We start from the raw sequence: 12,864 nt of genomic DNA, 5'->3' as shown, positions 1-12,864 counted from the left end.
CTACCCACAGTCCGCGCTGCACTCGAACGCGAAACCGCCGAACCTGTCGTGCACAATGACCAGGTGAGCGCAGCCTGATGCTCACCGGACCGCCACCGAAGTTCCACGGAACTCGGGACAACCTCGGTAACGCTCGTGATCAACAGAAACCTCCAGATGTTTTCCAGCGTGCTCGGAACATGGCTTCCGTTTGCGCTGATCTTTGCCTCCACCTACCTGACAGGACTCGCCATCACGAAAAGGCGCGGCCAGGCCGTGACGACAAACTCACTGCTCCGGCGGACCTGACAAACCCCTTTAGGTCAGCCCGTGACGGTGATACAGATCGCCAGCGGGCAGCGAGCGCCACCGAACGGGCGCCAAGACCGAATGTCGGGCACCATAATCACGCCGACGCTGACGGGCGACCTGGACTTGTGCACAGCGGATGGAAGTCGTTCATCGGTGGGTGCAGGTGGCAGCGTAGCGGGCTGGTCCCAGATAGCCCAGTCCCGAATGTCGGCGATGGTTTCGCTGAAGCCACTTTCCCGGAGTGGTATGAACCCGAGGAAGACACAATTAAACTGATAATCACCAAGGAAGTACCGTCGCTCTGGACGACGCGAACGCGGATAAACAGCAACCGAAGCCGGCACGAACCGTGGTCAAGACAGGAGTGTCACCATGGCGCCGCAACAGGACCGAACCGATGTGGGTCGACACCCCACACCGCCCGAACACACGCCGCGGTTGCGGCTCAAATCCAAGGCGCCCCAAACCGGGTATGTCGATGGGGCATGGTGGCCGCACAGTGATGACCTGACCACAGAGCTTCCCGATCTGCTCGCGGTGCTCTCGGTGCGGCTCGGGCCCATCGACCGCGTGCTGTACAAGCTCACCGACTGGGCGAAAGCACCCACCGAACTCACCACCGGCGGCCACGCGGTACGACTCGACGGATACCGACTCCAGCCGCCAAACACTGTCGAAGCCCTCGGACTCAACCGCAACAGGATCGTTCTGCTAGTAGTCCCGCCCCACACCGCCCCGGACCGTGCATATGCCACCATGACGGCCGCGGCGGCACCGGACGACGACTCGACCGTCGATGGCCTACTCATGATCAGCCTGCAAGACAGGGAATCCCGCACACAGAGAGCGGCCGCGCAAGAACGCTGGGACTCTGAAAGCGGAGCCGTGCGATAGCTCGTCGGTGGCGACGACCGCGCCACCAGCGTCCCCCATCGAATGGCCCGCTTCGTATACCACTGGCGATCACAACCTTAGGGGCTGACGACAGTGACGTTTAACGACCGGGCATTTAAAGCATTTTAGCGATTTTCGATATTGACGACATGCCTGGGCAAGCAGATATTTCTCGGCGCATGCTCCGGCGACTCGAGGACATCGATAATTCGACCACCACCGGGCCTGCCACCCAGCCGCGCGCCGCACTGGCAACCAGCGTCGTCGCACACGCCGTGGTTGACCTCGAGGTCCGCATGACAGAGCCTTCCTGAACCTAAGTTCGTCGCGCGGTGCCTCCCACACGCCCGCCACCAGGTAAACGGGAAACGGGCTAGTGTCAACAGTGTCGAGTGACGTCACTTCCGTGCGAACAGGCTCGACTGAGAAAACCATGGTTAACCGCACAACACCGCGCTTTCGCTCGCCCTACGAAGAGCGTCTAGAACTCGTCAAGAACACGTTGACGACGTGCTCGGCGTTTGATGACGACGCCGCAGGCAAAGTCGCCGTACACGTCCTGCATGCGCTGAACTCGATTCCCCGAGAAGGTGCGCTGCACCGCAGCGCTTACCAGGCGCCTTCCCCGACCGCCCACTCGCGGAATGCCAGAAGCACTGCGGCACATAAAGTTTCATTGAGTTTCCGCGAGCTTGGCAATCCTAGCCTGGCATTCGTCGCCGAGCACTTTGCCTTCAGGTGACTGACCAGCCAAACGATTCGGGCGGTTCCTCATGCCACATACTGGCCGTTTGGCAGATGCGTTCGGCAACAGCGTCAATGGACGTTCGGGCGCTGTCGCCGGCATTGTCGCCGCTTTGTGGAATCGGGAAGATGAATCGGCCGCTCTTTCCCCATTGCCAGATCGCAGAGAAATCTTCGCGGCTCAGGGGCCGAAAGATGACTTCGGTTCGTGCATCTTTGAGCACAACTTCGAGCCACGTGGCGTACTCGACCCTTTCACCGCTCATCAGGTGGGGCTCATTGTTGACGTGGACCTCCCCTGCCCCGCCAAGCCTCGTGCGGAGTGCCCCTGCGAGCGGCTGCATCAGTTGCTGTTCAAGATGGTCTGCTTGGTCCTTTTTCATTTCCGCTCCTTCGTCAGCCGGTTGCACAGCATCCAAATGGTGTCACGTCCACCCAGTCCCTGGGTTATGGGATGTAGGCGGCGCCCGTCAGACGCGCCGAGCGTTGCATACCAGAAGCTGGGTGTGAAGTATCGATGCGGTCGCCCGTGCTCGCGGACGCGGATTGATCTGAGGGCCGCATCGTCCCCAAGCCGCATTGGCGGGAAGACACGGCATCACAACGCTAGACCTGCATTCCTCATCAACCGGGTTGGGTTCTAACTAACGTTGAACCGGAACTCCATCCCGGGCGTTTACCGGCAACGATAGATGACGAATAGGGCCGTCACCTGCACCGAACTGCCCCGGCCGGTTAGGCCTTTCCCTGCTGATCGGCGCGTCTTTCAGTGCGCGACAGGGTATTACCTGTATCACCGGCGCGGTTGTTTCTTGCTCGGTCGTCGGTCGAGTGAGCCACAAACCGACGGGCACGGGTTGGGTGAACGCGGCACTGGCGATACTCCGGATCCGGCTAACGATCCGGCTAACGAGGGAATGGGCGGAATGTGCATGCTGTCTGACCGCAACGGGTAGAAATCGGAATGTGCGGCGCGAGCAGACGCTCATCAAGTCCAGCGGCGTACAGCCAAACTCTGTCCGGACTGGCTGAAGGGACTCAGCAATAACTGCGCTACACCCATCGGGGACGGGCATCTCAAATCTAGTCCTTCCCAGGCTCTTAGCAGCACACCGTTGGCGCTGTCTCGGTTGACGATCGAGCGATCGGGCAGTGCCCATTGTCGAGCCACCAAGCCCGCTAGCGCGCCGATCCCGCCTGTAGATCGGCGTCGTCGGCGTTGGCCTGCTGTCCAAACGGGTGTAGCGTCAAGGGTGCTGAGAATTTCAGCCAGTCCGGGATGAGTTGAGCCGTCCGCCGCCTAACTCAGGGAGTATCGACTCCGAACCCTCACACGCCGGTGATCAATTGCACGTGAGGTCACCATGACCACTTCACTCGCTTTCTCTGCCAACACCAGCGTTTGCCTGATAGACCTGCCCCGGACCGAACCCATTGATGATCCGCAGTCATCCCTACAGGCCGCCATTCACTGGCACTTCGGCCCCGACACCAGATCGCGGTACTGGCTCAACCGGGTGAAGACGCTCGACTTTACCTCGCTGGCTGAGGCGATGGCCGAGCAAACTCGTCGAACACAACCGCTACATCAACACCCACGGCCAAGACCTGCCCGAAATCCGCAACCGAACCTGGAACCTCCCAAAGGATTCCATCTGCGGCACCGACGCGTGTGAACACGGTTGGGGCGCCGAGCGTGACAAACCGCGTGACCATCGCGAACGCGCTGATCGTTGGGGTCTGCATTCCGATTGATCGGTATGACCATGTCTGCTGTTAAAGCGGACACGCGACGCGTGACATCGGAACCGAACTACTATCCGGCGCCGATGCCCGCAACCGGTTATCGGCCCATCGCCCAGCAAGCGCTGAAACTGACGGGCGCAGAAGTCACACTGGTCGCCATCGCAATCAACCACGACATACCCACGTCGGAAGTGGCCGATCTGATGATCGTGGAAACCGCCGGTGCTGCAATGACCTCGGCGCCGGGCCATGCCATCCCCGTTGCCGGTACCTCCATCGGGCAGGCCTTCGTGGAGCGGACCCCTCGACGACTCAACAACTTCGACGTCGCCATCGACGGCGTCCGACGTACGGGCCCGGCGCTGGTGCTTCCGCTGCGCACCACTGATACCGTGGCCGGGGTGTTGCTCGCGGTGCGGCGTGACGGCGCCCGGACGTTCAGCGACGAGCAGCTCGACATGATGGCCGCATTCACCGACCAGGCGGCGCTGGCCTGGCAGCTGGCGTCCACACAGTGCCGGATGCGTGAACTCGACATTTGCGCTGACCGCGACAGGATCGCCCGCGACCTGCACGACCACGTGATCCAGCGGATCTTCGCGGTCGGACTGGCTCTGCAGGGGACCATTCCGCGGGCGCGATCAACTGAGGTGCAGCAGAGACTGTCCTGCAGCATTGATGATCTTCATGGCGTCATTCAGGAAATCCGCACCGCAATTTTCGACCTGCACGGTGCACCGCCGGGCATCACCCGGCTGCGACAGCGGCTCGACGATGCAGTCGCGCAGTTCTGCGGATCCAAACTGAGTACCACCATTCAATTCGTGGGCCCAATGTCGGTTGTCGATGCTGCACTCGCCGATCACGCCGAAGCCGTTGTACGCGATGCGGTCAGCAACGCTGTCCGGCATGCTGGCGCGACCACACTTGCGGTGACGGTCAAGGTCGAGGACGACGTGTGCATCGAGGTTGTCGACAACGGTCGAGGCGTCCCCGGCGAGATCACCGGCGATGGCTTGACCAGCTTGCATCACCGCGCGCAGCAAGCCGGCGGCGCGTTCATCATTGCGGATGCTCCCGGCGGAGGCACCGTGCTGCGCTGGTCAGCACCGCTGCCCTGATCATCACTCACCGTCTTCGCTAACTTCCACCGCCGACTCTTCGGGCCGAAGGGCCGTAAGTCAGGCCGCATGTCATCACGTGGCGCGCACGCAGCATGCCTTGTCGAAGCTCGGTACGCCGGTACCGCTCGAAATGTCTTGGTTCTCAGCTGCTCAGAGCTGCAAGGAGCTCGGGTAGCGGCACGGTGGCGACACCGATGGCGGCGTCAGCGATGCCGTACGGCAGCACCAGGGTGTCGGCGTGGACTAGTGCGCCGCAGGAGTAGACAACATTGGGCACGTAGCCGTCCTGCTCATGAGTTGCGGGGCTCAGTAGCGGTTGCGGTAGCTGACCAATAATCCGTGTCGGATCGTCAAGATCAAGCAGAATCGCCCCGATGCGGTAGGTGCGCATCGGACCGACTCCGTGGGTGAGCACCAGCCACCCGGCGTCGGTTTCGATGGGCGGACCGCAGTTCCCGAGTTGTAACACCTCCCATGCTCGGGAGGAGCTCTGGCAGGGAAGCGCACTCGGCCAAACGGACAGATGATCGGCGTAGGCAACCGTGTTCGACTCGCGATCTGATCTCGACATGGCGGCGAAGCGACCGTGAATCCGGCGAGGAAACAGCGCCAGGCCCTTATTGGCAGCGGCCGGTCCGACGATCGGCGCGGAAGTGAAGGACTGGAAATCAGTGGTCTCGAGGAGTTGCTGGCTGATGTGGGATCCGCTGTAGGCCGTGTAGGTGGCATAGAACGTGATGGAGCCGTCGTCGTCGATGAAACGGACGAAGCGTGCATCCTCCATGCCGGCCTGCTCTGCGCCCATCGAGGGCCACAGGACCCGCTCGGAAAGTGTTATGCGGTCGCAGAACTCGACGGCATAGGTCCGTTCGGCGATGCTACGGAATGAGGAAATCGTCTTCTCGGCGTGTCCGCGGGTGCTCAGATTTTTCTGGAGCTGGGCGAGTTGTTGATCGAGAGCAGCTCGGGTGAAGCTCTCGCCGAGCCGGTCGAGGACGTAGTTGGCGGCCTCTCCGGCTTCGTCGAGCCGGGCGAGTTCACTGCGGAAGACGGCTGCGCCGAGGAGGGCGGGCTTGGGTGATCCGGCGGTGGCGAACGGAGCAGGGTCGTCGATCGCGATGCCACCGGCTGCGTCGACGACGCCGGTCCGGAACCCGATGGACGAACGGTGCCCCTCGCCAATGCCCCGCACGCTCATCACGAATCGCAAGCTGCCTGCGATGGTTGCAGCCTGGTCGGGATGGGCCACGATGCTGGGGTTGCACAACGCCGCACCTTCAATGGCGTATTCGCTGGTGAATGCCGCGCCCAGCAACAACTTTCGTGCCTCGGAGAGTTGCCAGTCGGGATCCAGCCGATCGGCGAGTTCACGGGCGTGCCGGCGGAAGGTGTCAGCAAGATCGCGGTGACGTTCGTCGAAGCGTGTGACGACATCGTCTAACGAAGACCGCACCTGCCCTTCGTCCAGGGCCAGGATCCGCGCCAGCACCGCTCCTGCGCGGGACTCTTGGTGCTCGAAACCTTCCTGGCCTGGCACAAAGAGTCGGGTGATGACCCTGGACGGGTTGGCCGCGAGCCGCTGGGGGCTGCGCGTGACGAGCCCAGCCTGCACGGAAGTCATTGCCGCACAGTCGAGAAGCGTCGAGCGTGCTGCATCGTCGAGAGCACTGCCAGTGTCGACTCCGCGCCTTGGTTGCGGTTAACCCCATCGACGCGCAGGCCGTCGAATCCGCCGCCGGTCTCGGGGTCCCACATGAGCTGTTGCGCGTCGTTGACACCCATGAACCAGGCCGCAGCGGCCAGGACCCCGTCGGGCCAGATCGACCCGGTGTCAATGGCAGCGGCACGCGCGCACGCGTCGGCGAGGGTGGACACCTCGATCGGCTGCTGATCGAACGCGGGCCGAAGGTCGTCCGGCCCTCTGCCCGCAGCGGAAGTGGGCGAGAGGTGCCCCCCTGCCGTTTCGTATTCGACCAGCCAACCCAACAGATCCAAACCCTGGCACCGCAGTGTGGAATCGTCGAGCGCAACGCCCGCGGCGATCATCGCCTCGGGGAGAACCGCATTTGCGTAGGTGAGTCGCGGCTCAGGCCATGGCCAGGACGCGTCGCCGTTGGGTTTGGCCACGGTCTCGGCGTAGTCGGCGAGGAGTGCGCGTGCCGCCGGTTGCCCGGGGTCGACGGAGAGGAGTTCGGCAGCGCCCAACGCCGCGAACGCCATTGCCCGAGGCCACGGCGATCGCACCTTAGCGGAGCGTTCAAACTGAATGACGGCCAACCGGCGAACCAGAGAGACGTCACTATGCGCGGCGGCAGTTCCCAGTCCCCAGATGCAGCGCCCCCAGCAGTCCTCCAGGGAGGGCTCATCCTCCCAACGGCCCTTGCTGTCCATCCGGTTTCGGCAGGCACCGGCGTAGGACTGCGCATCGTTCAGGAACTGCACAGCCACGCACGCAAGCCTGTTGACTTCCCCACCAGAGTTGGGCTCTCGGGTGGCGACGACGAGAACCCTGGCCATGTCGTCGGTGCAGTAGCCGTGCTCGGACCGGGGTTCGGCGAAACAGGCATGCTCGAACGTGCCGCGACGGTCTGTCAATCGCAACAGGTGGTCGAATCTCGGCTCCGGCGTGGTGGCGGTCACACCAGCGCCCGACGTTTAGCGAGAATCCGTTGTGCCAGAACCAGATAGGCATTGGCCACCACCGGCCACGCCATCGCCGGTGCCAACCGGCGGGCCTCCGCGGCCATGGAGCCGGCAAGGCGTGGATCGGTCAGCAATCGGCGCAGGGCGCAAGCCAGCGCATCGGGATCGTCGTGATCGACGACGATGCCCGCCCCACTACCGAGGAGTTCGACGGCGTGGGGGAAGGCGGTGGCGACGACTGGCCGCCCACTCGCGATGGCGTCGACCAGAACACCGGAAGTGACCTGATCCGTGGAGTCGTAGGGCAGGACGACCACGGCCGAGGACCGAACCAGCGCAGTCAGCGATGAAACATCGCGGTAGCTGGCGTCGAAGCACACGGAGTCCGCCACGCCGATGCGCCGCGCCTGTTCGGCACGGGCGTCGCGGTATGCCTCGCCATCGGCGGCCAGAACCTTTGGGTGGGTGCGGCCGGCAATCAGGTAACGCGGCCGGCCGTGGAGCCCACGCAGCGAATCCATCGCCTCGATGACCCGCTCGATGCCTTTCCCCGGCCCCAGCAGACCCCAGGTCAACAGAGTCGGTCTGCCCGAACGCATTACCGGCGTGTTTCTCAGGACGGTCGCACCGTGCGGGATCATGGTGACTTTTCGGCGATCGACGTCGAAGCCGAGACACAGGCGTTGCCTGGCCGTCTCCGACATCACAACCACTTGATCCGCCATCGCCGCGATCGTCTCGAGCACCCAACGCTGATGCGGGGTCGGCTCTTTGAGGACCGTGTGGGCGACCACGATCGACGGGATGTGCAGCCCGCCGATGATGTCCACCACCTCGTCTCCGTCGACGCCGCCGTAGATGCCGTACTCATGCTGCACGACCGCAATGTCGCTCTCGTTCAGCAATTCGGAGGTTGCGGCCACGAATGTCGCGGAACCGTTGACCAGCTCTCCGATCACCCGAGCGTCAGAAGACAACGACCCGGCGGCAACCCGCACGACGCTGACGTCAGAACCGTTCGTGCACAACCCTTCCGACAAGGCCGCGCTGAACGTCGCCAGCCCGCATGGTGTCGGCGGATACGTACTGAGAATGCCGAAACGCGCGGGGCCGGAAGGACCTTGCCCGACAAGTGGGGTATGCGACGTTGCAAGGGTGGATAGGGCGCTCAAGGTGATCCCGACGGACGGTTGTCACCGGTGCGTCCGGCGCGAGTTGCTACTCTGCGAGATCAGCGGCGGACGGCTGACCTCATCCCGGACTGGCTGGGTTCCCAACCTGACTAACGATACACCCGATGACCGGCTATCGCGCATTGAGCCAGGCCAGGATGCGCAGGCCGACCGCGTGCCGATTAATACCGGCGACGGCACCCTCAGTCGTGAGATGCCACTCGGCTTGCTCGGGCGTGCAGCCCTGGCCGATTAGGGCTCCGACGGCCTGGTTGATGATAGACGCCTCGGAAAGGCTTGTCGCGGAGCCCCGTTCGGCAGGACCTGGCAGGTGCTGATCGAGGACGAAGTCACTCAGGGGCCGGGCGGTGAGCCACGCGAGGTCGGCGGCGAGGTCGACAAAGGTTCCCGGCGACCCCGCGTACAAGACGAGAACCACCGCCGGGAGACCGATGTCACCGACACCTGGCAGCGCGAGCCTCAGCGAGGTGTGGACATCACCCGCCCCGGCACCCTCGACGAATGTGGTGAACGTGAACCGCGGATCACTGCCGTCGACGGTCACGCTCAGACCCAGGAAAGTCGGCATTGCGGCGGTGGCATTGGCCGTGAGCCGGCTCAGACTGTGGGCGACATCGGTGCCGGGCGCATCCAAAGCCACGGTGAGAATGCCCAGGTCTGCGGCCAGGGCCGGGGTGAAATTCACGAGAGGACTGCTCCTCTGCACGCTCCCGAGCGCGATCGAGCCTGCCGGCGCCGCGCATGGCCGGTCGCTGTGCGCGGTGAGGATCCCCGAGACGCGAGTCAGGACCCGTCTCGTGACTGTTTCCTCACTTGTTACGGTACGCCGGCTGGGCTTTCCGGCGCAGGTCGGGCGCGGGCGCGGCGCACCGCTTCATCGACCATGTGTTGGGCCACATCAGCCAACTTGCGGTGCTCAGATTGGCTCATCGCCCGCAGCTGGGTGAACGCGTCCTCGGCGCTGCGCCCGGTACGTCCGCGGATGAGGCCAATCGCTTGATCGATCACCGGGCGGGTGGACAACGCCCTCTGCAACTGGACAGTTAGCGCAAGCGCGTCGGCGAGGATCTGCGCGTTGTGCACGGCGACAGCCGCTGGTTTGGCGAACAACTCCCCGAATTCGGCGGCGTACTCATCGAAAACGTCTTTGCCGTGGGCATATACGTTGATCGCCCCGACCACCCGATCAGGCAGCAACAGCGGTAGCGACAGCGCACTGTGCACCCCTAACCTCCCTACGCGCGGACCGAACCGCGGCCACATCTTCTCCCCACCCAACGACCCTGAGCGCACCGTGCGACGTTCCAGCGCCGCAGTGATGCAGGGCCCTTCCTTGAGGGTCACGTACTGGATTTCGTCAATCTCGGCGACAAAGGGAGCGCTGGCCGCCAACGCCGCGACTATGTTGTCCACCCGGTCGACATTCAGCAACGTCACCCCAGCACCGTCGGCTCCCGGTATCGCGCGGACAGCGAACGTCGCTACCTCCGCCAGCAACTCGGGCAAGCGGCGATGGTCGGCGACTAGACCCGCGAGATTGCCGATCGCCGCCCGCAAATCGGCGTCATCACTACTGAGCTGCTCCGATGTCCGCGACGCCAGCGGCGGGCCATCAGTGTCCTCGGTGAACTCCACCATCGCCGGTACCTGTTTCATAATCCTGCTGGAGCCCGACATCACCGGCGACCAGCCATATACCCAGGGCGCACCCGCCACGAGATGACTCCCATCCTAGGGCGAAGTTGGCTGGCCGGTCTAAGGCGAAGTTGGCTGGCCACTTCCTGATTTTGGGCACGAGGGCTGACACCCGCGCGGAAGTGCCCAACCGGTGTAGTGTCATAGCTGCTGAGAATCTCAGCTGGTCCGGACAGGTTTTAGCTGTACGCCGCTGAACCCTAGGAGCGCGTTAGCTCCGAGCCTGACATGCCGGTGATCGTCCGAACGACTGGATCACCATGACCGACACATTGTTGCACTCTTCCGCCGTGCCGGGCGATGCCATCTTCTCTACGCTTTTCTCCAAGCCGGGCAAGGGTCAATTAGCACGATTGGCTGCTCACTGGATGAAGTCGTCGGTGGCCATTGTCAGCGCCAACGGCGACATCGACCAGACGAACGCACGCACCCTCACCGAGTATTCACTCGCCCACCTGGTGCGTTGCCGCGGGCTGATCCTTGATCTGACCCGTCTGGACTTCCTTGGCGCCGAAGGCTTCTCGGCGCTACACCGAATCTCGGTGGGCTGCGCGCGCGCTGGAATAGACTGGGCGTTGGTACCTGGTGCTGCGGCATCCCTGCTGCTACGAATCTGCGATCCGGACGGCTGGCTGCCAGCCGTCAACACCGTCAGTGCGGCACTGGCCAGCCTCCAAGGGTCGGCGTCCGATCCGGACCATCCCGGAAAGACGTGTGGTATCGGTGACATGGGGTAGCGACCTGATTACCGGTCCCGCGAACCGGGTGATCGCGACCGTGCAGAACGGTGTCGAGGTGCTGCGGTTCGGTGGCTTTCAGACCGAATCCCGTCCGTCGCCGTTTCAGATCGTGGAGCGCTGCGACATGTACCGGCTCCGACGGTATTTCCCCGACGGCGCGAACGATCCGTCACGACCGCCGGTAATACTTGTGCCGCCAATGATGATGTCGGCCAACGTGTTCGACGTCACCAGAGACCAGGGTGCGGTCGGAGTCTTGCATGATCTCGGTGTGGACCCGTGGGTGGTGGACTTCGGTTCACCGGATCGGGAAACCGGTGGGCTCGAACGCACGTTGAGCGACCATGTCGTCGCGCTGAGCCGGGTCATCGACTCGGTACACGCCCACACCGGCCGCAAGGTGAATCTGGCGGGCTACTCGCAGGGTGGCATGTTCTGTTATCAAACCGCGGCCTACCGACGTTCCGAGGGCCTGGCCAGCGTCATCACATTCGGTGCCGCCGTCGATTCGCTCAACGGTCTGCCATTCGGAATTCCCGCGGCCCTGGCGGGCCGCGGCGCCCAACTGATCGCCGACCACGTCTTCAACCGTATCTGGGTGTCCGAATGGATGGCCCGTACCGGGTTTCAACTTCTCGACCCGATCAAGACGGTCCGGGCGAGATGGGATTTTCTGCGGCAACTCCATGACCGAGAGGCGTTGCTGCCCAGGGAACAGCAACGCCGCTTCCTCGAGGTGGAGGGCTGGGTGGCATGGTCGGGTCCCGCGGTCGCCGAACTGTTACGGCAGTTCGTGGTCCATAACCGCATGATGGCCGGCGGGGCCGTGATCGATGGCACGTTGATCACGCTCGCTGAAATCACCTGTCCGGTCCTTGCCTTCATCGGCGAGATCGATGACATCGGCCAACCCGCGTCCGTGCGAGGAATCCGGCGGGCCGCCCCCCGCGCCGAGGTGTCCGAGGTGTTATTGCGGGCAGGTCACTTCGGGCTCGTTGTCGGGTCGACGGCCGCCACGCACACGTGGCCCACCGTCGGTAAATGGGTGCTGTGGCAAGACGGTCAAGGGCCCAGGCCGGAGGGCGTGCATGCGATGGAGGCTGACCCAAGCGTCGAGATCGATGGCGCGGTCGGGCTGTCGTCGCGTATCGGTCACTCGGCGGGTGCGCTGGCCGAACTGGGCATCGGTGTGAGCCTGGGGTTGGCCGACGCCGCGGTGGGGGTGGCGCGCAGCGGCAGGGAGATCGCCGGGGAGGCCGTGCGTACCCTGCCCCGGCTCGCCCGCCTCGGGGGGCTGCAGCCCCATACCCGGGTGTCGTTGGGCGGCTTGATGGCCGAACAGGCGAACAAAGCGCCCGGGGAAGAATGTTTTCTCTTCGAGGATCGGGTCCACACCAACGCGGCGGTTGATCACCGCATCGACGACGCGGTGCGCGGCCTCATCGCCGCCGGTATCCGTCAGGGTGCCCACGTCGGTGTGTTGATGGACACCAGCCCCGCCGCCGTGACCGCGATCGCGGCGCTGTCGCGGCTCGGCGCGGTGGCGGTGCTGCTACCCCCGGACGTCGACCTCGCCGCAGCCGTCCAGTTGTGCGAGGTGGCCGACATCGTCACGGACCCTCACCATCTGCCGGCGGCCACCGCGACCGGCGCCAGGGTGCTCATCGTCGGTCACCGCCGCACCACGGACTTCGGCCGGAGGGAGTCGGACCAGATCGTCGAGCTGGACCGCCTCGACCTGTCCGCTGAGCCGCTCCCCCGGTGGTATCGGCCGAACCCGGGCCGGGCAAGTGA

The 12,864-nt window shown here is 64.0% G+C and carries 11 protein-coding genes and 1 pseudogene; 6 read left to right on the top strand and 6 right to left on the bottom strand.

What is annotated here, in order from left to right:
• Nucleotides 1–663 precede the first annotated feature (663 nt).
• The 3 genes from ACLP9N_RS16295 (at nt 664) to ACLP9N_RS16285 (ending at nt 1,927) form a co-directional block, all read left to right on the top strand.
• Complete coding sequence (locus tag ACLP9N_RS16295) at nt 664–1,185, top strand: DUF5994 family protein (protein ID WP_442408393.1); 522 nt, start codon at nt 664–666, stop codon at nt 1,183–1,185.
• Between the two features lie 149 nt (nt 1,186–1,334).
• The gene (locus ACLP9N_RS16290; RefSeq protein WP_442408392.1) at nt 1,335–1,499 is read left to right on the top strand and encodes a hypothetical protein; all 165 of its coding nucleotides are present in this window, start codon (nt 1,335–1,337) and stop codon (nt 1,497–1,499) included.
• Nucleotides 1,500–1,618: 119 nt separating this feature from the next.
• Nucleotides 1,619–1,927: a DUF6307 family protein gene (locus tag ACLP9N_RS16285; protein ID WP_442408391.1), complete on the top strand. Its 309-nt coding sequence runs from the start codon at nt 1,619–1,621 to the stop codon at nt 1,925–1,927.
• On the opposite strand, the gene ACLP9N_RS16280 is transcribed toward ACLP9N_RS16285, so the two are convergent.
• Nucleotides 1,920–2,312, bottom strand: a complete 393-nt coding sequence (locus tag ACLP9N_RS16280) for a hypothetical protein (protein WP_442408390.1) — start codon at nt 2,310–2,312, stop codon at nt 1,920–1,922. The genes ACLP9N_RS16285 and ACLP9N_RS16280 overlap by 8 nt on opposite strands.
• A 1,406-nt stretch (nt 2,313–3,718) precedes the next feature.
• Here ACLP9N_RS16280 and ACLP9N_RS16275 point away from each other — a divergent pair.
• A pseudogene (locus ACLP9N_RS16275) lies at nt 3,719–4,796 on the top strand (sensor histidine kinase); the annotation flags it as partial.
• Nucleotides 4,797–4,941: 145 nt separating this feature from the next.
• Here ACLP9N_RS16275 and ACLP9N_RS16270 read toward each other — a convergent pair.
• The 5 genes from ACLP9N_RS16270 to ACLP9N_RS16250 form a co-directional block, all read right to left on the bottom strand.
• On the bottom strand, nt 4,942–6,420 hold the full coding sequence (locus tag ACLP9N_RS16270) for a glycoside hydrolase family 130 protein (RefSeq protein WP_442408389.1): 1,479 nt from the start codon (nt 6,418–6,420) through the stop codon (nt 4,942–4,944).
• A complete protein-coding gene (locus ACLP9N_RS16265) occupies nt 6,417–7,439 on the bottom strand; it encodes a glycosyltransferase (RefSeq protein WP_442408388.1) in 1,023 nt (340 codons plus the stop codon). The genes ACLP9N_RS16270 and ACLP9N_RS16265 overlap by 4 nt, the downstream gene beginning before the upstream one ends.
• A complete protein-coding gene (locus ACLP9N_RS16260; RefSeq protein WP_442408387.1) occupies nt 7,436–8,614 on the bottom strand; it encodes a glycosyltransferase in 1,179 nt (392 codons plus the stop codon). Before ACLP9N_RS16260 ends, ACLP9N_RS16265 begins: the two co-directional genes overlap by 4 nt.
• A gap of 133 nt (nt 8,615–8,747) precedes the next feature.
• A complete protein-coding gene (locus ACLP9N_RS16255; RefSeq protein WP_442408386.1) occupies nt 8,748–9,320 on the bottom strand; it encodes a hypothetical protein in 573 nt (190 codons plus the stop codon).
• 131 nt (nt 9,321–9,451) lie between these two features.
• On the bottom strand, nt 9,452–10,273 hold the full coding sequence (locus ACLP9N_RS16250; RefSeq protein ID WP_442408394.1) for a GAF and ANTAR domain-containing protein: 822 nt from the start codon (nt 10,271–10,273) through the stop codon (nt 9,452–9,454).
• Nucleotides 10,274–10,590: 317 nt separating this feature from the next.
• On the opposite strand from ACLP9N_RS16250, the gene ACLP9N_RS16245 reads away from it, so the two are divergent.
• Nucleotides 10,591–11,067 (top strand): STAS domain-containing protein, encoded by a 477-nt coding sequence (locus ACLP9N_RS16245; protein ID WP_442408385.1) that lies wholly within the window; start codon nt 10,591–10,593, stop codon nt 11,065–11,067.
• The coding region (locus ACLP9N_RS16240; protein WP_442408384.1) for an AMP-binding protein at nt 11,054–12,864 on the top strand (1,811 nt) is incomplete at its 3' end. The genes ACLP9N_RS16245 and ACLP9N_RS16240, both read left to right, overlap by 14 nt.

The sequence above is a fragment of the Mycobacterium sp. genome (assembly GCF_052144515.1).
In the GTDB taxonomy this organism is placed as follows: Bacteria; Actinomycetota; Actinomycetes; order Mycobacteriales; family Mycobacteriaceae; genus Mycobacterium.
The sequence above is the reverse complement of the archived record's forward strand: the minus strand, read 5'-3'. Positions and strand labels throughout refer to the sequence as shown.